Annotated in this window: 20 protein-coding genes; 15 read left to right on the top strand and 5 right to left on the bottom strand. The window is 42.1% G+C overall.

The features are described from left to right. Positions 1 to 35 precede the first annotated feature (35 nt). The 14 genes from cspE (at position 36) to cheZ (ending at position 17,321) form a co-directional block, all read left to right on the top strand. Positions 36 to 248 carry a transcription antiterminator/RNA stability regulator CspE gene (gene cspE, locus AAC855_RS00320; protein ID WP_010847246.1) on the top strand — a complete coding sequence of 71 codons (213 nt, stop codon included), beginning with the start codon at positions 36 to 38 and terminating at the stop codon, positions 246 to 248. Positions 249 to 943: 695 nt separating this feature from the next. Then, on the top strand, positions 944 to 1,657 hold the full coding sequence (locus AAC855_RS00315) for an MgtC family protein (protein ID WP_340607904.1): 714 nt from the start codon (positions 944 to 946) through the stop codon (positions 1,655 to 1,657). Between the two features lie 3,222 nt (positions 1,658 to 4,879). Beyond that, the gene (flhD, locus tag AAC855_RS00310; protein ID WP_086956238.1) at positions 4,880 to 5,230 is read left to right on the top strand and encodes a flagellar transcriptional regulator FlhD; all 351 of its coding nucleotides are present in this window, start codon (positions 4,880 to 4,882) and stop codon (positions 5,228 to 5,230) included. A 2-nt stretch (positions 5,231 to 5,232) separates the two neighbouring features. Further along, a complete protein-coding gene (gene flhC, locus AAC855_RS00305; protein ID WP_099111805.1) occupies positions 5,233 to 5,814 on the top strand; it encodes a flagellar transcriptional regulator FlhC in 582 nt (193 codons plus the stop codon). Positions 5,815 to 5,948: 134 nt separating this feature from the next. After that, positions 5,949 to 6,830, top strand: a complete 882-nt coding sequence (gene motA / locus AAC855_RS00300) for a flagellar motor stator protein MotA (RefSeq protein ID WP_340607684.1) — start codon at positions 5,949 to 5,951, stop codon at positions 6,828 to 6,830. Positions 6,831 to 6,832: 2 nt separating this feature from the next. After that, on the top strand, positions 6,833 to 7,834 hold the full coding sequence (motB, locus tag AAC855_RS00295) for a flagellar motor protein MotB (RefSeq protein WP_340607683.1): 1,002 nt from the start codon (positions 6,833 to 6,835) through the stop codon (positions 7,832 to 7,834). A gap of 6 nt (positions 7,835 to 7,840) precedes the next feature. Next, positions 7,841 to 10,039 carry a chemotaxis protein CheA gene (cheA, locus tag AAC855_RS00290; RefSeq protein WP_340607682.1) on the top strand — a complete coding sequence of 733 codons (2,199 nt, stop codon included), beginning with the start codon at positions 7,841 to 7,843 and terminating at the stop codon, positions 10,037 to 10,039. A gap of 71 nt (positions 10,040 to 10,110) precedes the next feature. After that, the gene (gene cheW, locus AAC855_RS00285; RefSeq protein WP_340607681.1) at positions 10,111 to 10,608 is read left to right on the top strand and encodes a chemotaxis protein CheW; all 498 of its coding nucleotides are present in this window, start codon (positions 10,111 to 10,113) and stop codon (positions 10,606 to 10,608) included. Between the two features lie 184 nt (positions 10,609 to 10,792). Next, entirely contained in the window at positions 10,793 to 12,496 is a 1,704-nt protein-coding gene (locus AAC855_RS00280; protein ID WP_340607680.1) for a methyl-accepting chemotaxis protein, read from the top strand. A 55-nt stretch (positions 12,497 to 12,551) separates the two neighbouring features. Then, positions 12,552 to 14,183, top strand: a complete 1,632-nt coding sequence (locus AAC855_RS00275; RefSeq protein WP_340607679.1) for a methyl-accepting chemotaxis protein — start codon at positions 12,552 to 12,554, stop codon at positions 14,181 to 14,183. 6 nt (positions 14,184 to 14,189) lie between these two features. Continuing rightward, a complete protein-coding gene (gene cheR / locus AAC855_RS00270; RefSeq protein WP_340607678.1) occupies positions 14,190 to 15,077 on the top strand; it encodes a protein-glutamate O-methyltransferase CheR in 888 nt (295 codons plus the stop codon). Then, positions 15,070 to 16,122, top strand: coding sequence for a protein-glutamate methylesterase/protein-glutamine glutaminase (locus AAC855_RS00265; RefSeq protein WP_340607677.1), 1,053 nt, complete (start codon positions 15,070 to 15,072; stop codon positions 16,120 to 16,122). Before cheR ends, AAC855_RS00265 begins: the two co-directional genes overlap by 8 nt. A 140-nt stretch (positions 16,123 to 16,262) precedes the next feature. Continuing rightward, positions 16,263 to 16,652 (top strand): chemotaxis response regulator CheY, encoded by a 390-nt coding sequence (cheY, locus tag AAC855_RS00260; RefSeq protein ID WP_099111796.1) that lies wholly within the window; start codon positions 16,263 to 16,265, stop codon positions 16,650 to 16,652. A 9-nt stretch (positions 16,653 to 16,661) separates the two neighbouring features. After that, the gene (gene cheZ, locus AAC855_RS00255) at positions 16,662 to 17,321 is read left to right on the top strand and encodes a protein phosphatase CheZ (protein WP_099111795.1); all 660 of its coding nucleotides are present in this window, start codon (positions 16,662 to 16,664) and stop codon (positions 17,319 to 17,321) included. 119 nt (positions 17,322 to 17,440) lie between these two features. Here cheZ and AAC855_RS00250 read toward each other — a convergent pair whose 3' ends face one another. Together AAC855_RS00250 and AAC855_RS00245 are read right to left on the bottom strand one after the other, a co-directional pair. After that, on the bottom strand, positions 17,441 to 18,250 hold the full coding sequence (locus AAC855_RS00250; protein WP_340607676.1) for an aminoglycoside phosphotransferase family protein: 810 nt from the start codon (positions 18,248 to 18,250) through the stop codon (positions 17,441 to 17,443). A gap of 281 nt (positions 18,251 to 18,531) precedes the next feature. After that, positions 18,532 to 19,539 (bottom strand): zinc metalloprotease, encoded by a 1,008-nt coding sequence (locus tag AAC855_RS00245; protein WP_340607675.1) that lies wholly within the window; start codon positions 19,537 to 19,539, stop codon positions 18,532 to 18,534. Positions 19,540 to 20,176: 637 nt separating this feature from the next. On the opposite strand from AAC855_RS00245, the gene AAC855_RS00240 reads away from it, so the two are divergent. Next, positions 20,177 to 20,500, top strand: a complete 324-nt coding sequence (locus AAC855_RS00240) for a hypothetical protein (RefSeq protein ID WP_340607674.1) — start codon at positions 20,177 to 20,179, stop codon at positions 20,498 to 20,500. A 571-nt stretch (positions 20,501 to 21,071) separates the two neighbouring features. Here the strand turns inward: AAC855_RS00240 and AAC855_RS00235 are convergent. The 3 genes from AAC855_RS00235 to nudI all read right to left on the bottom strand — a co-directional run bounded on the left by AAC855_RS00235 (position 21,072) and on the right by nudI (position 23,569). Beyond that, on the bottom strand, positions 21,072 to 22,355 hold the full coding sequence (locus AAC855_RS00235) for an arsenic transporter (protein WP_340607673.1): 1,284 nt from the start codon (positions 22,353 to 22,355) through the stop codon (positions 21,072 to 21,074). Positions 22,356 to 22,415: 60 nt separating this feature from the next. Then, on the bottom strand, positions 22,416 to 22,769 hold the full coding sequence (locus AAC855_RS00230; RefSeq protein WP_340607672.1) for a metalloregulator ArsR/SmtB family transcription factor: 354 nt from the start codon (positions 22,767 to 22,769) through the stop codon (positions 22,416 to 22,418). 374 nt (positions 22,770 to 23,143) lie between these two features. Further along, positions 23,144 to 23,569 carry a nucleoside triphosphatase NudI gene (gene nudI, locus AAC855_RS00225; protein ID WP_340607671.1) on the bottom strand — a complete coding sequence of 142 codons (426 nt, stop codon included), beginning with the start codon at positions 23,567 to 23,569 and terminating at the stop codon, positions 23,144 to 23,146. Between the last annotated feature and the right edge of the window lies 1 nt (position 23,570).

Genomic DNA, 23,570 nt, shown 5'->3' with positions numbered 1-23,570 from the left:
GGTGGCGAGTTTTTTTTGATATATAGGAAAGACACATGTCTGACAAAATGAAAGGTCAAGTGAAGTGGTTCAACGAGTCCAAAGGTTTTGGTTTCATTACTCCAGCCGATGGTAGCAAAGACGTATTCGTTCACTTCTCTGCCATTCAAGGTAACGGTTTCAAAACTCTGGCTGAAGGCCAGAACGTAGAGTTCACCATTGAAAACGGTGCCAAAGGCCCAGCAGCAGCAAACGTAACTGCTATCTAATCTGCCTTTATACCTATTTGTTAAGCTCGCCATGCTAAAATGCCTTGGCGGGCTTTTTGTTTATTGGATGATTTTTAATAAAAAATTAATCACAATATATTAAACGATAGTAATTCTTTTATTAAACAAGCCTACAAAAATACCATTCTTTTAATATCATTTAATAAGTGAAGCCTTTACTTATCAATTTCATCTGATTATAATTTCGCCCAGATTTTATTGGAGAGTTAATAATTGGACAGTCACAGTTTAGAACTAAATAAAAGCTAATTGGTAAGCTGCTAATTTTCAATGAATTTACTGCTTGCCGAATAATGGTGGGCGGTGCTACTTCAGTTTCATGAGTTGTACTCACCCGAAAGATGATGCGGTACTGTAGATCGTCTATTCAGATTACGAAGACAGTATCAAAGAGATATATCGGGGTATCTATGGTACTGTTATATACTCATTCCTTATTCCCTCCGGGAACACATCAATAATCAGATTAAGTCTGATGTTCTTTCTATTGATAACGAAAAGAGAAAGAATTTATTTCTTCTGGCAACCTGCTGGACATTAGTTTAATTCAAAAAAATTACCCACAGTTAAATGCTTATGCTTGCAAAAATAAGTGTTTTAATTGCAGGTTTGAAAGTATGAATTGCTAAGCTAGCGAAGTAGTCATTTAGATGAATATTTATCCATTTTATATTATGGAGGATGTTATGCAATTAACATCTATTGCAATTCATTTGCTTTCGGCGATGTGTTTCGGTGCACTGATTGGGGCTGAACGTCAGTGGCGTCAGCGTATGGCGGGATTAAGAACCAATGCGTTAGTCGCAACAGGTGCTGCAGTTTTTATTCTCAGTTCAATGTCCGCTACCTCTGATGATAGCCCCGGGCGTGTTGCTGCACAAATTGTATCCGGTATTGGTTTTCTTGGTGCTGGTGTGATCATGAAAGAGGGAATGAACATTCGCGGATTAAATACTGCGGCAACATTGTGGTGTTCGGCGGGTATTGGTGTTTTGTGTGGGTTGGGTCAATACTGGTCTGCGACTATTGCCGTCACAATAATTCTATCTGCAAATATTTTGCTTAGGGAAGCGGCTCAGAGAATCAATGCTCAGCCACAACAGCAGGCCATAGATTTAGAGCAGAGTTATAAAATTCACATCATTTGTGATATTAGTGACGAGATCCTAATCAGGACTTTGATCCTACAGGCAATTAATGGATTAAATGTCCGGCTTCAATCACTAAGTAGTGCAGATGCAATTCAGCCTAACCGACTTGAAGTGTGTGCAGAGATACTGGCAACTCCGGATAAGCAAAAAGAGATCGAATCGATTGTTTGTCGGGTGAGCTTGGAGAAAAGTGTCAGTTCCGTTAACTGGAAAATAGCGTCCGAATTACCTGCTTAGAATAGTTTAAAGCTATAAACAGAGTGTTACCTGTTAAATAATACAAGTTATTAATAAATAAAAATGTAAATAATATTGATTATCACTATTATTTATTAATAATAGTGGACTGTATTCTATTCAGGTAACACTAACATCTTTTATGCCACTGTCTTTTAAGCTATCTCCTTATTAGTTGTGTTCATTTCTTCTACAGCTTATAGACATACAGTTATCTATCCTTCCCAGAATTAATGAGAAATTTCAGCTTATCACAGGAAAAACAGGCAAATTTGTTTTTAATAAATGTGTTGCTCTGTTGTCATTGTTATGCAATCTGAAATCCATTAGGCATAGCCGTCTTCACAGCTACAGAAAAATTGATGAGTTACCCTTTGATTGCTCTATCCGAAAATTATTAATTTTTGTGCAGGATCCTCGGTAAGATCATCGATTAATTTGCAAAAATGTAGTGGGGGAGCAGTCATTAGTTTGCTGTAATGTGCAGGTAAAGGAACAAGTTACTCCTTTCACTGAAGGAAATCACAACAATATCATGGAACAGGTTAATGGCTACAACGAACAAGGTTTCAGGGTGTTAATCTTAACAATCCCGGAGTTAAATTCTGATGAAGTGAAACATTCACTTTCTGTGGCTGATGAGAATGGTACAGCGTTTAGATTAAGTAGTCGAATATAATTCTGCTGCTATAGCTAAAACTCGCTATGAAGCGGATTTAGATACTGGAAATATTCTTAATTGCTTTAATATTGAGTGTGTGAGTGATGAAAACCGTTTAAAAAAAGTGGAATTAAATGTAGATCCTTATCAGTGCATCTTTCGAAAAATACGTATTAAAAAGTAACAATAAAATAATAATTATGCATTTGATCTATCTGATGATGCAATACGCCATGCACTGCATTTCGGGTTACTGGTGTTGGTATTTTTGTTGATAATGCTATAGATATCACAAAAGGATTTTTGGATCTCATTTTTCCTGAGAAGAATCCTAAAGTATTAGAAAAGGGGTAATAAAGGATACGAAAACGTTTGGGAATATCATTATCTAATAAATATGGCTGTTTGATCTGATCCTGTGAATGTATTTTTAGGGGGGGATAGCCAGTGCATTTATTCTATTTTTATCTATCAGGGCCATTGATTTGCTTGTACAAAACCTAATGTACGATATTTCACAACTGTTTTACGATTGGGAAAAATGAATAAAGCCTATTTTTGAGAATACCTCGCAAATGAGATAACAACATTTCTGCCATTTTATGATCCTGAGTGGATCGATTCCTGCAATATCTTGATATCGGGATATCTGTTGTGATGCGGTATATGCTTGCAGTTAATTGTGAGGAACGTCAGGTAGTGTTCCAATCTGGGTCCTACTGAGCAATTTGTAAAACGGGAGATATGGTAGCTTAAGCTGTACATATGCTATTCAGCTCAAATTCATTGCGATAAAGCACACCAGTACTACTACTTTGTCTGTATTATTGATAGCATTAATAATTATTGAGCTAACCATTTGCATGCAATGTTCATTATTCAGTGCGTTAATAGGCTAGAAATTGTTATCCTGAAAATATTTTTTAGTGAATTGAGAATTTCATAAATCGTGTATTGTTGTTAGCATTCTAAAATGATCTTACCTTCACCATTTGGTGAATGGTTATGAATAATCCTCATTAACTGGTATCTTGTTCTATATTGATTAAGAAAATAGCTTATGTAATTTCCATGCTATTAACTACCAATATTCATGGTTTTTAGTAGATATTTAGAATAGGTGTGGATGTTATTCCTGATTATGAAGTTGCTATCATAATAACGATAAATTTAACGGTGCAATAGAATTATATTTATACTCTATTTTTTTAATTTGAATCACCTCTTTATATGACTAGTTATTATTTAAATTTTAAATTAAGAAGAATAACTTTCTTTTGTTTTTTTATTTTTCCATTACGGAACTGGTATTTTATTTAAAGTGTTTATTGTTCTTTTAATTTGATTTAATGATATAGGAATTTATTGGTAAATTTGCATTTAGTTATTATTTTATTTCTCAATACTGCATGTTTAAGGGAATTAGTTTCAGTAACAGGGTGCTTTTTTCTGAAGTATGGCCATTAGTAGCTTTGGTGTGATGGGTATCATAATCATTGATTATTCTTAACATTTGTAAAATTAGCTGAGATATATATTATAAATTTTACTTATGTTTTGAGCTTATGGAATAGCCAATGTACGGAAATGGTGACTAATGCGGTTTTCGTTAAAATAATGTCAAAATTCGTCATGTTTAAGGTTTTTATTAATTAGATAAATTAATCAATTGTGGTGGGCTAGTGATGTGCTGATGAATTTGTTAAGTGGTAGGATTTGTTGGAGTATCGGACTTTTGTTGGTTACTGTTGTTCTGGGGTGAGTGTGCAGATGTTTTTTGATTTCAACATCATACTGTATTTTATCTTATTTTTGTGATCTGAGTGATATTTGCACTTAAAATGCTGTCAGTGCAGGCTTTTTTCTGTTTAAAAAAAAAGCAATCGTAAACTAAAAATGATCAGATTGGTATCTTTTTAATAACTAGTATTCACATATAATTAATAAATTTGGCATAACTATGATCTAAATCAACTAATAGTGGAAGATGAGTGCCTACCTACATTATCAGGAAACAAATTTTAATAAGATATTGATAATTTAGCTAAAGGAAGGATTTTTTCTTGTTATTTTAAATTTATAAGTTTAATAGATCGTATAAAACAAAAAACAGTCTCTAATATTTTTATTTAAATAATTTAACTTATTAATTGTGGACTATTTTGTGTTTTCAGTTGCTTGAATAGTTAATGAGCTAGAATCATAATAAAAAATGCAAGTTTTGTGATCTATGTCACATAGTATTTAAAATGGCATATATTCTCCGTTGTATAAGTTGATGATTCAGGAGTAAAGTTAATTAGTATTAAGAATATTCTTAATCAATTGTGGCAAGTTCATTATCCAGATGACGCAATAATACTTTTACAATCCATTACCGAAATATTTTAGAAATTGGGCGATCCCAAGAGTAATACAAAGGACAGTTACTGCTCTGGCTAAAGATGTATATTTCAGTTATGTCGGAGATTATTGAATCTCATGCTACTGGTAATTTTGTCGTGAGTGATTCTTTGATCACTTAATTGATTTTTTCATGTAATCGGACGGGATATATAGAAATGAGTACGGTTGAATTGCTCAAACATATTTATGACATAAATTTATCGTATTTGCTTTTAGCACAACGGCTAATTAACCATGAGAAAGCGTCTGCGATGTTCCGTTTAGGTATTAGTGAATCGATGGCTGATACGTTGGCCGAGCTGACATTGCCTCAGTTAGTAAAATTAGCTGAAACCAACCAACTGATTTGCCATTTTCGGTTTGAAGATCACGAAACCGTACAGCAGCTGACGAAGGAATCGCGGGTGGACGATCTACAACAAATTCATACAGGCATTTTGTTGTCCACCCATCTTTTTCAGCAGTTGTCCGCGCAGGATGACACTTCAATGAAGAAAAGAGCATAAAGATGGCTGAAAAAAGTATTGTCCAAGAAGCTAAAGATATTCAGCTGGCAATGGAGCTCATCACTTTAGGCGCACGCTTACAGATGCTTGAAAGTGAAACGCAGTTAAGCAGAGGAAGGTTGATCAGGCTGTATAAAGAGTTGCGGGGAAGCCCCCCGCCTAAAGGGATGCTTCCCTTTTCAACGGATTGGTTTATGACGTGGGAACAGAATATTCATTCTTCCATGTTCTATAATGCTTACCGTTTCCTGTTGAAAAGTGGGCACTGTGCAGGGGTTGAGGCTGTAGTGAAGTCTTATAGGCTCTATCTTGAGCAATGCCCTCCGTCTGACGGAGATGCTCCTGTTTTAGCTCTGACCAGGGCCTGGACACTCATTCGTTTTGTCGACAGTGGGATGTTGCAGCCAACTGAGTGTCGCTGTTGTGGTGGGACTTTTATCACGCATGCACACCAGCCGGTCAATAGCTTTGTTTGTAGTCTTTGCCAACCGCCTTCAAGGGCGGTAAAAAAACGTAAACTTTCCGCGCAACCTGCCGATACTAATTCACAACTGCTGGATGGATTTGCTCAGCAAGCTATGTGAATTTAAATGGGAAAGTGAAAACTTAGGTTACAGGTTTTGGTCATTCCGGCCTGTAATCTACAATCCTCCTCTTCATTTATTAATTCTCCCTGTTCAAATCCCATCTGCTCACCAACTTAGCTAAAGGATATCGCGTGTTAGTACTTTTAGGATATATCGTGGTTTTTGGTGCGGTGATTGGAGGCTATCTGCTCGTCGGTGGCCACATGGGCGCACTTTATCAGCCAGCGGAATTTTTGATTATTGCAGGTGCGGGTATTGGGGCTTTTATCGTGGGCAACAATGGTAAGGCGATAAAGGCGACATTGCGTGTTTTACCAAAAATATTGCGTAGATCAAAATACAATAAAGCGATGTACATGGATCTGATGGCTTTGCAGTTCCGTCTTTTATCCAAATCCCGCCAGCATGGGCTTTTGTCTCTTGAGCGTGATATTGAGAATCCGCAACAAAGTGACATCTTCACACAGTATCCCCGTTTATTACAAGATCCTTACCTGATGAACTTCCTCACGGATTATATGCGCTTGATCGTCAGCGGCAATATGAATTCACATGAGATCGAAGCGCTGATGGATGAAGAGATCGAGACTTATGAGCAGGAGAGTGAAGTTCCTGCGACCAGTCTGGCAATGGTGGGTGATTCACTGCCGGCATTCGGTATCGTTGCAGCTGTGATGGGAGTTGTTCATGCACTGGGCTCGGCAGATCGACCAGCAGGTGAACTTGGCGTATTGATTGCTCACGCAATGGTAGGAACATTCCTCGGGATCTTGCTGGCCTACGGTTTTGTGTCTCCACTGGCAACGTTGTTACGTCAGCGCAGCAGCGAGCAGATAAAAATGATGCAGTGTATCAAAGTGACTCTGCTTTCCAGCCTGAATGGTTATGCTCCACAAATCGCGGTTGAGTTTGGTCGCAAAACATTATTCCTCACAGATCGTCCTTCATTTACAGAACTTGAAGAGCATGTTCGCCGGGTAAAAGCCCCCGTACAACAAGAAGCTGAAGAATAATTATGAGAGCGAATAATGTTACTGTCGTCAGAGTAAAAAAGCGCAAAAAACATGGCCAGCACCATCATGGCGGGTCATGGAAAATTGCCTATGCCGATTTTATGACTGCAATGATGGCATTTTTTCTGGTCATGTGGCTGATATCGATTGCCAGCCCGCAGGAATTAACCAGCATTGCCGAATATTTTCGTACTCCCTTGCAGGTTGCAATAAATAAGGGTCAACAAAGTAGTGATGCAACAAATCCGATCCCGGGGGGAGGGGATGATGTTTTCCAGCAGGATGGGGAAGTCTTCCGCCAAACCAAACAGGTTGAAATCAGTGAAGATCGCCGTCGGTTGGATCGGTTACGTCAGCAACTTGATCAGTTGATTATCACCGATCCTCGTCTTAAAGCACTACGTCCGCATTTATTGATTGACATGATGGATGAAGGTTTACGTATTCAGATCATCGACAGGGAAAATCGTCCGATGTTCATGATTGGCAGTGCGAAAGTCGAAAATCATATGAGTGATATTTTGCAGGCAATCGCGCCGATCTTAAATAGCATTCCGAATAAGGTCAGCCTGTCGGGTCATACTGATAATCTGCAATATAGCAACGGACAGCGTGGTTACAGTAACTGGGAGCTGTCTTCAGACAGGGCGAATGCGTCAAGACGGGAATTGCTAATTGGTGGTCTGGATGAATCCAAAATTATGCGGGTTGTTGGAATGGCATCTACCGTCAGTATGCAGAAGGGCATTCCTCCCGATGCTCCTGTCAATCGCCGTATCAGTATTATTGTTCTGAATAAAGAAGCAGAAAAACGGATTGAGCAGGAAAACAGTGGCGGTAACGCCATGACCGCGAACAGTAGTATGGATGTGCAAGAAGTCATCAGAATGGATTCGAATGAGGGAACGCCTTCTCAGCAACCCACCGGACAATCCAATGAAGTCACTGTGCCGGAACAGGCAAATATTGAATCGGCAAGTGATCCTAATAAGGTGACAGAGTAAGTAACGATGGATATTACCGCGTTTTATCAGACTTTTTTTGATGAGGCAGATGAACTATTGGCGGATATGGAGCAGCATTTATTGCTGCTCGATGCCGATGAACCTGACCATGAACAGCTGAATGCCATTTTTCGCAGCGCCCACTCGATTAAAGGGGGCGCTGCAACTTTTGGTTTTTCCAAACTGCAACAAACCACGCATGTTTTAGAGAATCTGCTGGATAGTGCCAGACGTGACGAAATACGCCTGACAACTGACATTATCAACCTGTTTTTAGAAGCGAAAGATATTATGCAGCAACAACTGGATGCCTATAAAAGTTCTCAGGAGCCAGATGAAGATACATTCAATTATATCTGCGAAACATTGCGCCAACTTGCATTAGAGTTACAGGAAGAACAGCAGAATATCGTTGATTCTGCGGAATCATCTGAATTTGAACCTGTAACGGAAGAGGTTATTCAGCATGTGGCAGAAATTCAGGAAAAGCAGGAAGAGCACACAGTACCTGTAGAACAGCCTGAAGAAAAAAATCTTCCGACGACAACTCCGGCTTCGGCTACAGAACAGGGACGGATCCGTGTACACCTGTCTGGGCTAAAAGAGCGTGAAGTCGCTTTGATGAAAGATGAGTTGGGACATCTTGGTGAAATTTATGATGTCGAGCAGACAACAGACAGCCTTGAAGCCTCTTTAATCACCTCTGCAACAGAAGATGATATCACCGCAGTATTGTGTTTTGTGGTTGAGCCAGAACAAATAACTTTCCTGCCTGTAGCGGAATCTCAGCAGGCTGAAGTAAAAACAGAAGAAAGCACTTCGCAGCCTACCGTACAGGAAACTTCGGTAACGGCCAATACAGCAGATCCCACGCTTGATGTGGAAAAGGAATCGGCTCAGTTGCCAGCGTCACCGTCGGTTGATACTAAGAAAAAAACGGATGTTAATGAAGCGGGTCGTCCGGCACCACGCCCGATGGCGGGTTCTCCGCGTCAGCGTGTAGAGTCATCCAGTATTCGTGTCGCCGTTGAGAAAGTCGATCAGCTTATTAATCTGGTAGGTGAGTTAGTTATTACCCAATCTATGTTGGCACAGCACTGCGATGCTCTGGAACCGACAATACACAGCGAATTGCTGAGTTGTATGGCGCAATTGCAGCGAAACTCCCGTGATTTGCAGGAATCTGTTATGTCGATCCGGATGATGCCGATGGAATATGTATTCAGTCGTTATCCACGTCTGGTACGGGATCTGGCGGGTAAACTGAACAAAAAAGTGGAGCTGACATTAATTGGTAGTTCCACTGAGCTGGATAAGAGTCTGATCGAACGCATTATCGACCCACTGACGCATCTAGTCCGAAATAGCCTTGATCATGGTATCGAAACGCCGGAAAAACGCCTCGCCGCAGGTAAATCGGAAACAGGTAATCTGACACTGGCTGCTGAGCATCAGGGCGGCAATATCTGCATTGAAGTTATTGACGATGGTGCGGGACTGAACCGCGAGAAGATCTTAGCCAAAGCCCAGTCTCAGGGGCTGGCAGTCAGTGAAAACATGAGTAATGAAGAAGTTGCCATGCTGATCTTCGCACCCGGCTTTTCTACCGCAGAAATTGTCACGGATGTTTCTGGTCGGGGTGTGGGTATGGATGTGGTTAAACGTAACATTCAGGACATGGGCGGACAGATTCAGATCAATTTTCAGGAAGGGAAGGGGACGGTCATCCGTATTCTGCTGCCACTGACATTGGCAATATTAGATGGCATGTCTGTCAAAGTGAATGATGAGGTCTTCATTTTACCCTTGAGTGCTGTGGTCAGTTCCTTACAGCCGCAGGAGGAAGATATTTATCCGCTGGCGGGAGATGAAAAACTGTTGCAGGTGCGTGGTGAATATCTGCCATTACTGGAATTGTATCGGATATTTGACATTCCGGGCGCAGAAACAGCACCAACGAATGGTATTGCTGTGATCGTACAAAGTGCAGGGCGCCGTTATGCATTGCTGGTTGATAAACTGGTTGGGCAACATCAGGTTGTTGTTAAAAATATCGAGAGCAACTATCGAAAAGTACCGGGTATTTCCGCTGCCACGATTATGGGCGATGGCAGTGTTGCTCTGATTATTGATATTCCTGCTTTGCAGAAACTTAACCATGAGCAACTGGCCGTGCGTAAGGCGGAATTTGCAAACAAAAAATAACCATTTTTTTGTCATGTCCGATGGATATATATCCAATAGATTTAAGTCACACACAACAGAAAGGTAACACCATGCCAGCCATAGACGAATTCAGTAAGTTATCAGGAGAAACAGCCGGAAAGGAATATCTGGTTTTCACTCTGGGTGATGAAGAGTATGGAATTGAAATACTGAAAGTGCAGGAAATCCGTGGTTATGATCAGGTCACCCGCATTGCCAATACGCCTGCTTTTATCAAAGGGATCACGAACCTGCGTGGTGTGATTGTTCCTATTATTGACTTGCGGATTAAATTTTCTCAGGAAGATGTGACTTACAATGATAACACCGTGGTCATCATCCTGAATCTGCTTAACCGCGTTGTCGGGATTGTTGTTGATGGTGTATCTGATGTGCTTTCTCTGAAAGATGATCAAATTTGTCCTGCGCCGGAATTTGCCGTTACGCTGTCAACAGAGTATCTGACCGGACTTGGCTCCATTGAAGAACGTATGCTGATTCTGGTCGATATCGAAAAACTGCTTAACAGCGAAGAAATGGCGCTGGTGGATTCTGTCGCCAAAGAATGATATTTCAGGGCTGCCATTCTCTTCTTACATAGAGAGTCACGCAAAATAACAGCGTGAAAAGGCAGCCCGATTTTGTTGTAGATCAAAAAAATGCAGTAAAAACTCAATTTTTTGTATTACGCGTAAAGTTCCCTTTAAGGATGCCGATAACACTGGCATAGCAATTTATTACACAAGGGAAGTCATGTTTAACCGAATGAAAATAGTGACGGGGCTAATCTCAGTCATAATCTTATTTGGTGCTCTGCAATTTATGTCCAGCGGCCTGTTTTTTAATTCCATAAAAAATGATACCAAGGCCTTCGATACGCTGGATGAACTGCGGCAGCGGCAAAAATTACTTGATGAAAGCTGGATCAACCTGTTGCAGGCCCGTAATAACCTGAACCGTGTTGGCATCGTCTACATCATGCAAATAAACGGTGATCAGAGCGAATACAAAATTGATGATATTTTGGCGGAGGCTAAAGTCAACATCGCTCGTGCGGAGCGCCGTTTTCAACAATTTGAACAAATGCCGAACTTGTCTATACGCGATCCGGAGCGTATGCAGCGTTTGAAACAAACTCATTCCATCTACCTCAATGCACTGAAAGAGCTGGATGTTTTGCTGGCAAAAAAAGAGTTTAAAGCATTTTTTGCCCAGCCAACGACCATGTATCAGAACGCATTCGATACTGAATATCTCTTCTATCTGGGTCAGAATGAAAAACTGTATGAGCAGGTATCAGATGACGCTGATATAGCCTACCGTAACGTGATTATTAGTCTGATTTTTGTCTTTATACTATTAATCGGCGTAATGACTGTAAGTTGGATTGGTTTACGTAAAGCATTAATTGACCCACTGAATAACCTACTGGCTTCTATTAAAGCCTTCTCAAGAGGTGATCTGACCAAAACGATTGATGTCTCCGGTAATAATGAAATGGGGATGTTGTCCGTTGGTCTTAAGCACATGCAGGAAGAGCTGATCAATACCGTCAGAAGTGTTCATCACAGCACCGAAACCATTTATACCGGCACCAGCGAAATCGCTGCGGGTAACAATGATCTCTCTGCCCGTACCGAGCAGCAGGTTGCTTCACTAGAAGAAACTGCGGCCAGCATGGAAGAACTCACTGCAACAGTGAAACAGAATGCTGATAATGCCCGTCAGGCCAGTAATCTTGCTGATAATGCCTCCGAAATTGCCCGTAAAGGTGGCAAAGTGGTGGAGAATGTTGTGCAAACTATGCACGAGATTGCTGACAGTTCGCGCAAAATTTCAGATATCACCGGTGTGATTGATGCCATCGCCTTCCAGACCAATATTCTGGCCCTCAACGCAGCGGTAGAAGCTGCCCGTGCAGGTGAGCACGGACGGGGTTTTGCCGTCGTTGCCGGAGAAGTCCGCAATCTGGCACAGCGTAGTGCCGAAGCAGCGAAAGAGATTAAATCACTGATTGAAGACTCTGTCAGCCGTACTGATACAGGGTCTGAGCTGGTGGAAAGTGCGGGTGAGACAATGAACAACATTGTTAACTCGGTGACCCGTGTAACTGACATTATGGGCGAAATTGCCTCAGCATCTGATGAGCAGAGCAGGGGAATTACTCAGGTCGGTGTCGCTATCTCTGAAATGGACAGAGTGACACAGCAGAACGCATCATTGGTCGAACAGTCTGCGGCAGCCGCAGCAGCTCTGGAAGAGCAGGCCATGATCCTGACTAAAGCCGTGGCAATATTTCAGTTACCGGAGCAGGTGGACAGGAAGCTGCCTGAAAAAAGAAAACATGAAGTTTTATCGACGAGAAAATCGTCGACCCCTCCAGCTAATAAAACGAATCCTCCCGTGCTGAAGAAAGGCAGCGATGTGGAAGACCCATCTAATTGGGAAACATTCTAAAAAATAATAGCGATAACTACGGCTGCATTATGCAGCCGTTCAACGAGGTGATTACATGTTAGGCAGGCTTCGCATATCAACCAGTTTGTATTTATTACTGATGATGTTTTGTATTATGCAAATGATTTCCAGTGGTCTATCGCTGGGGATCATTTATACAGATCAGTCATATATCGAAAGAATTGATTTGGGAACTCAGCGCAGAGATAGTCTGGGCGTGAGTTGGACTGCATTATTGCAAACGCGTAACACCCTGAACAAAATCGCAATTGCTCAAAAAGTAGGGCAACCTAAAGAACAAATCGATGCAATGGAAGCATTGCTCAAACATTCATTAAATGAAGCTGAAAGAAGCTTTAACCAATTTACCTCTTTGCCTCAGGTAGGAAAGAATGAAAGAAGGGATGGTTTATTAACTGACCTTGATCGCGCTTATAAGGACTATTTCAGTGCTCTGAAAGAGATGAAAGAATTTCTTTATGGCGGCGATTTTCAGGCGTTTCTTGACCAGCCGACAGAAGAATACCAGCTCAAAATGGAACTTGCGTATAAACATTATATGCAGTACCTCAACAAGAATATTGAAGATACGGTAGATAATGCAGAGTTCTACTATAAAGTGGCCATTGCCATGTTCTTTGGTTCCATCCTGATGGTATTTATTGTTGCTGCCGCCGCTCACTGGTGGTTGAAGCGTAACCTGCTCAGGCCTTTTGACAATATGAGAGCCTGTTTTCAGGATGTGGCTGAAGGGCGACTGAATAAAGAAGTTGCTGTGACTACTGACGACGAAATCGGCGATATATTCAGAAAACTACGCGATATGCAGAGATCGCTGATTAAATCCATATCATCGGTGCGAGACAATACTAATCAGATGTATATCGGCATTCAGGAAATTACGCAGGGTAATACTGATTTATCCTCACGTACTGAAGAACAGGCCGCATCTCTGGAAGAAACCGCAGCCAGTATGGAACAGCTGACCGTCACCGTTAAACAGAACGCAGAACATGCCCGTCAGGCCAGTGCTCTTGCGGTTGCGGCTTCTCAGACTGCCACTAAAGGCGGAGAACAGACCAGCAGTGTTGTGGCGACAATGGATCAAATCGCCAATAGTTCGAAGAAAATCAGTGCAATTATCAGCGTAATTGACGGTATTGCGTTCCAGACTAATATTCTGGCCCTGAACGCCGCGGTTGAAGCAGCACGTGCCGGTGAGCAGGGCAGAGGGTTCTCTGTGGTTGCCGGAGAAGTCCGTGATCTGGCGCAACGCAGTGCTGAAGCGGCAAAAGAGATCAAAATTCTGATTGATGAATCTGTTCACCGTGTTAATCAAGGCTCAGAGTTGGTGAATCATGCCGGACAAACTATGGATGAGCTGGTCAGGTCGGTCAATCAGGTGACTGATCTGATGACTGAAATTGCGGCAGCTTCTGATGAACAAAGCCGAGGTATCCATCAGGTAGCTCAGGCTGTGAGCCAGATGGATCAGGTCACTCAGCAAAATGCCGCATTAGTGGAACAATCCGCTGCCGCGGCATCGGCACTTGAAGATAAAGCAGATACATTGGTCAGAACGGTTGCTCAATTTGAACTGCCAAAAACGTCAGAATATGAGCACGATTATCAGGGATATACTGCATCAAAAATGACCGATGAGTATGCTGTGAGTCAAGTACGCTGAGGTCAGATGAAATCCAACTTAACGGCTTCAAATACTGAAGCCACTGTACCGCTGAACTTTATGTTCCAGCGGCATACATTGTCGGATGCGCATTTTGAGCGCATCTGCCAGTTTATTTACCAGCGGGCCGGTATTGTATTGGCAAAAAATAAACGAGAAATGGTTTACAACCGTCTGGTCAGGCGCTTGCGTGTTCTGGGATTTGATGATTTTGGTCAGTATCTGTCGATTCTGGAACAGAACAGTTATAGCAAAGAATGGGAATTATTTGTCAATGCCCTGACAACGAATCTCACTGCATTTTTCAGGGAAGCCCACCATTTTCCGATTCTTGCGGCACATGCCGGCAAAAAAAACGGGGGGACTTACCGTGTCTGGAGTGCAGCTGCTTCCACTGGAGAAGAGCCGTATTCCATCGCCATGACGTTATGTGATGCGTTAGGGCATCGTTCAAACCGGATAAAAATCATTGCCAGTGATATTGATACTCAGGTGTTGGAAAAAGCGCGTCAGGGAATTTATCGATTAGATGAACTACAGCATCTGAGTGACAGTCAAAAGAAAAAATACTTTTTCAAAGGTGTTGGTTTTTATGAAGGGTATGCCAGAGTTCGCCCGGTGCTGACTGAAATGGTCAGCTTTCAGCATCTGAATTTACTGGATTCTGAGTGGGCACTTGAGGGTAAATTTGATGCGATTTTTTGTCGTAATGTCATGATTTATTTTGATAAAAAAACGCAGGAAAGAATTTTACGACATTTTGTCAATTTCTTAAAACCAGATGGTCTGCTCTTTGCCGGGCATTCCGAGAACGTTACTCAAATTAGCCGAGAGTTCTACTTGCAGGGACAGACCGTTTACGGTGTAGGTCAGGCAAGGAGGGGTCATGAATAAAATAACAGTTCTTTGTGTGGATGATTCGGCGCTGATGCGCCAAATCATGCGGGAAATTATCAATAGCCATCCTGACATGGAAGTTGTGGATTGTGCGCCTGATCCCTTTGTTGCCCGCGATTTAATCAAAAAACATAACCCGCAGGTACTGACATTGGATGTCGAAATGCCACGGATGGACGGAATTGATTTTCTCGAAAAACTGATGCGATTACGTCCTATGCCCGTTGTGATGGTTTCCTCCCTGACGGGAAAAGGTTCGGAAATCACATTAAAAGCACTGGAATTAGGTGCTGTGGATTTTGTGACCAAGCCACAGTTGGGGATCCGTGAAGGAATGCTGGCCTATAGCGAGCTGATTGCTGAAAAAATCAGAGCGGCGGCGCAGGCAAAAATCAGCACGATCAAACCAGCACAGAAAGTTGACGCTCCACTGAGTTTTAAGCCGCTGTTATCCAGTGAAAAATTGATCGCGGTCGGTGCCTCTACCGGCGGGACTGAAGCAATTAAAAACCTGTTACAACCTTTGCCTGTTACCAGCCCGGCACTACTTATCACACAGCATATGCCATCAGGTTTTACCCGCTCATTTGCCGAGCGGCTCAATAAACTGAGCCAAATTACCGTTAAAGAAGCGGAAGATGGTGAACGAGTTTTGCCGGGACATGCCTATATCGCGCCGGGAGATCGTCATATGGAACTGTGCCGTAGCGGTGCAAACTACCAGATAATGACCAGCAGTGCTCCACCGGTGAATCGTCATCGTCCTTCCGTTGATGTCCTGTTCCGATCCGTGGCCAAATATGCCGGGCGTAATGCGGTGGGGGTTATCCTGACTGGCATGGGAAGTGATGGCGCAGCAGGTTTACTGGAAATGAAGAAAGCCGGAGCTTACACACTGGCACAAAGTGAAACGAGCTGCGTGGTTTTTGGTATGCCGAGGGCGGCGATCCAGCTGGGCGCTGTCGATGATGTGATGGATCTGCAAAAACTCAGCAGAACGATGCTGGCTAAAATCAGCACCGTGCAATCAGTTCGCATTTAATCGGGGCTGATTGAATTGAGTCATATTTAGGCCCGATAGATTTCAGATTACAGGATAGTAGACTGAAAGATAAAGGGAATATTGAGTGTTAACTTTTACAGCACGATGCTGTCGGATGAACAAAATTTCAAGGAGTTTTTATGGCAAGTAAGGATTTAAGATTTCTGGTAGTTGATGACTTTTCAACCATGCGTCGTATTGTGCGTAATTTGCTGAAAGAATTGGGATTTAACAACGTTGATGAAGCACAGGACGGAGCAGAAGCCCTGACAAAACTTCGGACAGCTGAATTTGACTTTGTTATTTCTGACTGGAACATGCCTAACATTGATGGCCTGGAGTTACTGAAAACAATTCGCAGTGACAGTGAACTGGCTGCTTTACCGGTTCTGATGGTAACGGCGGAAGCAAAGAAAGAAAACATCATTGCAGCCGCACAGGCCGGAGCCAGTGGTTATGTTGTGAAACCATTTACAGCGGCAATTTTGGAAGAAAAGCTCAACAAAATATTTGAAAAGTTGGGGCTCTAAGGAGACAAAATGAGTGAAAATCCAGTCATGCCTAGAAGAGATGAGGCGATTACAACCAGTGAAATAATCAGTCGTATCGGGCAGTTAACAAGAATGCTGCGAGATAGTCTGCGTGAACTGGGATTGGATCAAACCATTGCTCAGGCGGCTGAGGCGATCCCTGATGCGAGGGAACGATTGAATTACGTTGTCCAAATGACGGCACAAGCAGCAGAAAGAGTGTTGAATTGTGTTGAAGTGGCTCAGCCCCGCCAGAATGAATTAGAAGCTTCTGCAAAATCCCTGACTCAGCGCTGGGATGAGTGGTTCGCAAACCCGACTGATTTAGAACTGGCCGGGGCACGTTCTTTGGTTACGGACACGAGAAATTATCTCAGTCTCGTACCGGAACATACCGCATTTACCAATGCCCAACTACTTGAGATCATGATGGCACAAGACTTTCAGGATCTCACCGGGCAGGTAATCAAACGGATGATGGAAGTCATTCAGGAACTGGAAAAACAACTGGTGATGGTATTAATGGAAAATATACCTTCTGATCAGATGGCCAAAACGAAAAAAGAGAATGACAGTCTTCTTAATGGCCCGCAGGTCAACCAGGACGGGGTTGGCGTTATCGCCAACCAAGAACAGGTTGATGATTTATTGGATAGTTTAGGTTTTTGATAACGAGTGATAATACTTTAAAGAACACCCTATTAATGATTTGGCAGGCGATTTACCTGCCAAAACTCAATTCCCTCAAGATTTCAGTGTTTTTCCCTGATTTAGTTTTCCAATTTACATTACCGTTCAAGTTCTGTGAGAGCTAATTTCGCGACCTGTAGGGTGATTGGAGCTTCGTTACCCTCTTCGAGAAACCAGACTGTTGACAACCCGCACCATGCCATGATCCATAAGAGCATGCGTTCCCGATCCAGCCTTGCCATCTCTGTCACGATTGCAAGCCTTTTCGCAAACCTTTCCGATATGATGGCTACAGGCGGATTGGGATCGGCGAGATCAGGATTCGTGAACATGTTGGCATAATCGAACCCACGCTCGCCAATGAGGCCTTTAGGATCTATGGCTAGCCAGCCTTGTGCACCGAAATGGAGGATGTTTGCATGATGCAGGTCACCATGAAGTGCGACCACATCACGGGGAGCAGAAAGTAGGATTTGTGCCGCCCTGTTACAGTGTGTCAGGATGCCTCCATAGGTTTGTGCCATAGGTTCTAGTGCACGGAACCAATGCGAGAGCGGAGTCAGCGCTGGGAGAGCTTTCTGTTGTGAGGTGTGTAATCGATTGGCCACAGTGCAAATAATACGGCAGGCTTTATCGTCATCACCCGTTCTGGACAGGTTGGTCAGTGATTCAGAACCTGTCGCTCGTTCCATGAGAAGTGCACCATCATGATGGGCAAGAACTTTTGCAGCGCCTTCGCCATCCCACCAACCCATCAAGTTACTCCCAATTTGCTCGTCCTCGTCATGAGTGAGTTTAAGCATCGCTTTTGTTCCATCCTTCATGACCGGTAAAAGCTGCGAAGTGTGAGTTTTGAACGGCTCACCATCAGGAATAAGGTTCCAACGATTCATATAAATATCAAACATATTTTCATCCTAATGGGCAGTAGAGACTGCTAGAAAGTAGCATTTCCCAAAACGAATATGATGGCATATTAAAAGCGCTCATCAAAGGATTAGCTTGGGGCTGTAAGCCAGAGCTATCAGAAATATTCTGAGATTAATATAAAATGTTCGTTTCCATCAGCCTGCACATGAACAACGATCAGTTGTATATAGGCTATAGTGCATTCTCTTTTGGCGAGAAAGATGCCTGCTATACAACCGAGCGCTTTTCTTAGCGCCCGGAATTTTTAGGCAAATTTTAGTTAAAACTGTGTTTGATAAATGGGTACCAGTAGCTGTGCTATAGGAAAAAATACACGAGGTTTTTCTTTACAATCCTGCGTGGGCACAATATTTGTTTTAGGTTGAGATGGAGGAAAACCACCACATGCATTTTCCGTAGCGATAGCGTTTAACTCTAATTCTGATGGCCCAATATCGTCATAGTTTAATCTTCTACCTAATTGGTTATATAAGCGTTCAAAATACCCATCATCAGCTCCCATTAATGGTGTTCTGGCATCTGGTGCCCCTCGGGGAACGAGTGCAGTAATTGACTCGCCATAAATATGTCCTGCCTCCAGATCGATAGGATCTTGATGAGACCCTTCAAAATCATTCATATTTTCATTTGGATGGTGTAGACCTAAAGCATGACCAATTTCATGAGACATAATATAATAAACTAGCATGGTTGCAATTTGTTGATCTCCAATCCCTGAAGGTAATGCATCCCTGAATGTATTGAATTCTTCATTTGAAAAATACATCTGATTTGATACAACAATGCCCGCAATATTAAAAAGTGGGTATGCGTAATGACTCATAATTTGATCCGGTAAGATTAAAGTTGTCACAGCATATATATTATATTGCTGTAAAAAACCTTGCTGGTTATATTCTGGGTTTGCCTCTGCTCTGGAGAACCAAAAATTAACTTCACCCGGTGGGCCTTGAGGAACTTCGGTAAGGGTGATGGGAATACCCCTTTGGGCTAAGTGCCGCCGCCACATATCGAATGCATGACGTATTTCTGTTGTCGTATCAACAAAATAAGATCTTTCGCCATTAAAAACAGCAACCTGCCCTATATTACTTTCTATTAAATATCTTAGATGGTTATTGTAATATCGGGCTGGACTATAGACTTGATCATTAATGGCATAAGAGCAAGCATGCCTGTTCGGGTTTGTACGGACTGCGGGATCATAATCCTGAATAGCAAAAACATTAGATGCGAAGAATAATAGTATTAATAATATACACTTCATCTTAGACTCTCTTAATTTTTTAAATTAAACAATATTTATAGTTTTAATAATTATTTCATTGTCATAGTCAATGAAATATTGCTATAAGCGAAGTGAATGAATTGATATTTATTCAAATAACCTACTACAAACATGTACATTGGGTTATTTATTTAAAATAATAGTCTATTATTTCGCTATAAGTAAACCAGCGATTTGAAGAAAGCTAATATCTGTTATCTATTATAGTACAGGGGTATTGTTTGTGTTATCTTTTTAGGAAAATTTAAATGTTTCATCGTTACAAGTATCATCATAATGAATTATGATACATTATCGTTATGTCAGTTATTTGATTTTTAATTAAAATTAGAAAATGTGCATATATGATATTACAGCGAGCTTGACCGTTAGCACCATAAAGGGAAGTTACTGTACAAGTGATTATGTGGCTTATGAAACCCTCGCGGAAGAAAAGTATCTTTTGAAAATAGCATTAAAGTTATTAATCATTTAATGCGGTGATGACATATAAATTCTAAATTAATCAAGTTCTTTATAGATATGGTTAATAGATATGACTAATAGATATGACATAATATTTAGAATAGACTTAGTATTTTAACAGGTTAGTTATTAAAACCTAAAGTAATATAATATGAAAATTAACTTTATGATTGGCATTTTCATTATGATGATTATGCAAGGTCATGCTTATGCTTATGCTTATGCTTATGCTTATGCTTATGCTTTTGCAGGAAATTGTAATGCAAACAAGGATCGTACGGGATATGTACAAGCCGTATATATTGGAGCAGATAATGGTAATGATGGTAGTGTTACTTTCAATTTTTTACCTAATGGTTCAAAAAAAGAAGTAACAATTTCTTTTTATAATTACGTTAGTAGTAAACATAATATATACACTTCGTCTTTCAAGCTGCCTCTTTGTTGGCTGCGCTCGTTCACCCCAGTCACATAGTTATCTATGCTCCTGGGGATTTTCTCCCTTGCCGCCTCGACGCATCTTGAAATCCATTGTGTATAATACTTCCAGATGATGTGGTGCCTGCTGAAAATACCCGGGTTGCCTTTTCACTTTTATTAACCGTCTATGTTTCTGGGTCACCGATAAAAATTATGCGATGCTATGGTGATAGGGTTGGTAGAGTAAGACCTTGAGCATATCCGATTACAAATAATACTAAGGCTAACTGATTACTAAGGCCAAGGGTTCTCAGCCAGCCACTCTTCAAAATTTACGCGAGATTCTATCTGAGCTTGGAGTGAACGGTTACTATTTTCAAGCGCGAATGCTTGAAAGTATCGTAGGCCAATGGCTTCAAAGACCTGACAAGGATAGGGCATTGCCCTGTCATTTTGTAACGCTGCACTGTTTCTGATAGTGCCACCGCAGGCCCGTAATACACTGTTACGGATCAATTCAGTGTATTGCGCGAAGCACTACAGGCCGGATTATGATAAATAGTGATATCTGCTATTACACACTCTCTTTCTGTTTAGCGGGAGATCCGGCCTATAATTAAAGGTTATTAAAGCGACAGGCGCAGTGCCAGTGCAGACAACGTCACAAAAAGAACCGGTATGGTCATTACTATCCCGACACGGAAATAATAGCCCCATGAGATGATGATATTTTTCTGCGCGAGAACATGCAGCCAAAGTAATGTCGCCAGACTGCCAATGGGCGTGATTTTAGGTCCCAGATCACTGCCAATAATATTGGCGTAAATCATGGCTTCTTTGATAACACCCGTTGCCGTACTGGATTCAACAGAAAGTGCACCCACCAGAACGGTAGGCATGTTGTTCATCACCGATGACAGAATTGCTGTCAGGAAACCCGTGCCCAGTGTCGCTCCCCAAAGGCCGTAATCAGTTAAGGTATTCAGTATGCCAGACAGAACATCGGTGAGACCGACATTACGCAGGCCGTACACCACCAAATACATCCCAAGTGAGAAAATAACGATTTGCCAGGGAGCTTTCTTCAGTACGTTACCCGTATTGATCACATGACTTCGGCGAGCAACCAGCCAGAGGACAAGAGCGGCGACAGCAGCAACCAAACTCACAGGGACGCCTAAAGGCTCAAGGGCAAAGAAACCCGTCAACAACAGGCCAAGCACAATCCAACCGGTTTTGAATGTGCGCATATCACGAATAGCCTCACGCGGTAATTTCAATTTCGCAATGTCATAGGTCTTCGGAATCTCTTTGCGGAAAAACCAGTGCAACATGGCAAGTGTAGCGGTGATAGCGGCGATATCAACCGGCACCATTACTGAGGCATAGTGATGAAATCCCAGTTTGAAGAAGTCAGCAGAGACGATATTCACCAGATTAGAAACGATCAACGGTAAACTGGCTGTATCGGCAATAAATCCCGCAGCCATGACAAATGCCAGCGTGGCTCCCCGGCTGAAACCGAGCGCCAGAAGCATCGCAATCACTATCGGAGTCAGAATCAACGCCGCACCATCGTTTGCGAAAAGCGCGGAAACACTGGCTCCGAGCAAGATAATGTAGGTGAAAAGCCAACGGCCTCTACCCCCTCCCCAACGTGCAACATGCAGGGCTGCCCATTCAAAAAAGCCCGATTCATCAAGCAATAAACTAATGATAATAATAGCGATAAAGGCTGCCGTTGCGTTCCAGACAATTTGCCACACCACGTGAATATCACTGATATGGACAACACCTGTGATCAAGGCAAGTGTGGCACCAATGACGGCACTCCAGCCAATGCCAAGCCCCTTTGGTTGCCATATCACCAGGATCAGAGTCAGAACAAAAATTGCCCCTGCAAGCCACATAGTTTTCTCCTAAATATACATATGTGAAAAATCGAATATGTTTGAATAAATTTTTTCTTGTTACTGGCAGACGGATTTACCGCTTATTGTCGAGTTGATCTTCTGAAATCGCGTACTCAACTGAGCTATCTCAGCCTGCTGGCATTGAAACGCCTGTTCAAGGACATTAGCTGCCCAGACAGGGATATGTGGAGACAAACGATAGTAAATCCATTTGCCTTCACGTCGATCTAAAAGCAGCCCGGCTTCGCGAAGCATGGCCAGATGGCGCGAAGTTTTAGACTGTGGTTCCTGAAGTGCTGTTGAGATATCGCAAACACACAACTCGCCGGTCTCACGTAGCAACAACATGATGTGCAGGCGTGTCTCATCTGAAAGATATTTGAAAAAATGAAGCGGGGTAAGCTGAGTCATAAACACTCCTATTGCTGAACTGAATATCATACTCAGGAGTAACGGCCCGTCAATAATACATTTGGTTAAGTGAATATGTTTTTGATGAACGGCTATAGGTTGTTAATTTTTCAGATGGGGTTCGGGATAAGTTTGTCTTCACTCCGTTTTTCTCTTGAGTCACTCATCGTGAGTTTTGCTAATGTGTTGGAGATTGACTATTTGGATTTTTTATTATTTGTTGTTGAGCTTTTCGAGCTGACTTTGTAAGAAATCGATAAATGTCCGGACGTTCTCGGAAACAGGATGGGTATTGGGATAGAGCACGTGAGCCATGGCTCTGTGGCCTGCCCCTGCCATCATTATGGGTGGCAGGGATGAGCTGGTGGAATTTATCAGATGATTCCTTTCTGGGTAAAGGTAACCCGTGTTGCTTCATTCAGATCCATGGTTTTCATGGCTTCTGGTGACACCCACGCAATTTCCTGAAATTCTTCGTTGAATGTAATGTTTCGGTTGGTACTGATACAGTCAAAGATAAGGTAAATCATGTAAATTTCTTCGGTAGTGCCATCCGGATACGTTTTAATCCTGATATCATCACGAAAAGCCCAAGGTTTCACTTCCGTTATTTCCAGAGCTTCACCCAACTCCTCTCTAATTTCTCGTCTCAGTGCTGCTTCCATTGTTTCGTTGGGTTCTATTCCTCCCCCGGACAATGCCCACTGACCCGGAAAGACACCACGATCAGACGCCATTTTACAAAGCAGGTATTCACCATTATTCTGAATGATAGGACAAACAATAGTTCTTTGACGCATG

Origin of the sequence: Xenorhabdus bharatensis (assembly GCF_037996705.1) — a bacterium.
In the GTDB taxonomy this organism is placed as follows: Bacteria; Pseudomonadota; Gammaproteobacteria; order Enterobacterales; family Enterobacteriaceae; genus Xenorhabdus; species Xenorhabdus bharatensis.
Note: the sequence above shows the minus strand (reverse complement) of the source record. Positions and strands in the feature narration are given on the sequence as shown.

What these genes read in the sequence shown, in the direction of transcription:
- cspE (WP_010847246.1), top strand. Translation starts at nt 36, where the DNA reads ATGTCTGACAAAATGAAAGGTCAAGTGAAGTGGTTCAACGAGTCCAAA.
- AAC855_RS00315 (WP_340607904.1), top strand. Translation starts at nt 944, where the DNA reads ATGGAGGATGTTATGCAATTAACATCTATTGCAATTCATTTGCTTTCG.
- flhD (WP_086956238.1), top strand. Translation starts at nt 4,880, where the DNA reads ATGAGTACGGTTGAATTGCTCAAACATATTTATGACATAAATTTATCG.
- flhC (WP_099111805.1), top strand. Translation starts at nt 5,233, where the DNA reads ATGGCTGAAAAAAGTATTGTCCAAGAAGCTAAAGATATTCAGCTGGCA.
- motB (WP_340607683.1), top strand. Translation starts at nt 6,833, where the DNA reads ATGAGAGCGAATAATGTTACTGTCGTCAGAGTAAAAAAGCGCAAAAAA.
- cheA (WP_340607682.1), top strand. Translation starts at nt 7,841, where the DNA reads ATGGATATTACCGCGTTTTATCAGACTTTTTTTGATGAGGCAGATGAA.
- cheW (WP_340607681.1), top strand. Translation starts at nt 10,111, where the DNA reads ATGCCAGCCATAGACGAATTCAGTAAGTTATCAGGAGAAACAGCCGGA.
- AAC855_RS00280 (WP_340607680.1), top strand. Translation starts at nt 10,793, where the DNA reads ATGTTTAACCGAATGAAAATAGTGACGGGGCTAATCTCAGTCATAATC.
- AAC855_RS00275 (WP_340607679.1), top strand. Translation starts at nt 12,552, where the DNA reads ATGTTAGGCAGGCTTCGCATATCAACCAGTTTGTATTTATTACTGATG.
- cheR (WP_340607678.1), top strand. Translation starts at nt 14,190, where the DNA reads ATGAAATCCAACTTAACGGCTTCAAATACTGAAGCCACTGTACCGCTG.
- AAC855_RS00265 (WP_340607677.1), top strand. Translation starts at nt 15,070, where the DNA reads ATGAATAAAATAACAGTTCTTTGTGTGGATGATTCGGCGCTGATGCGC.
- cheY (WP_099111796.1), top strand. Translation starts at nt 16,263, where the DNA reads ATGGCAAGTAAGGATTTAAGATTTCTGGTAGTTGATGACTTTTCAACC.
- cheZ (WP_099111795.1), top strand. Translation starts at nt 16,662, where the DNA reads ATGAGTGAAAATCCAGTCATGCCTAGAAGAGATGAGGCGATTACAACC.
- AAC855_RS00250 (WP_340607676.1), bottom strand. Translation starts at nt 18,250, where the DNA reads ATGTTTGATATTTATATGAATCGTTGGAACCTTATTCCTGATGGTGAG.
- AAC855_RS00245 (WP_340607675.1), bottom strand. Translation starts at nt 19,539, where the DNA reads ATGAAGTGTATATTATTAATACTATTATTCTTCGCATCTAATGTTTTT.
- AAC855_RS00240 (WP_340607674.1), top strand. Translation starts at nt 20,177, where the DNA reads ATGAAAATTAACTTTATGATTGGCATTTTCATTATGATGATTATGCAA.
- AAC855_RS00235 (WP_340607673.1), bottom strand. Translation starts at nt 22,355, where the DNA reads ATGTGGCTTGCAGGGGCAATTTTTGTTCTGACTCTGATCCTGGTGATA.
- AAC855_RS00230 (WP_340607672.1), bottom strand. Translation starts at nt 22,769, where the DNA reads ATGACTCAGCTTACCCCGCTTCATTTTTTCAAATATCTTTCAGATGAG.
- nudI (WP_340607671.1), bottom strand. Translation starts at nt 23,569, where the DNA reads ATGCGTCAAAGAACTATTGTTTGTCCTATCATTCAGAATAATGGTGAA.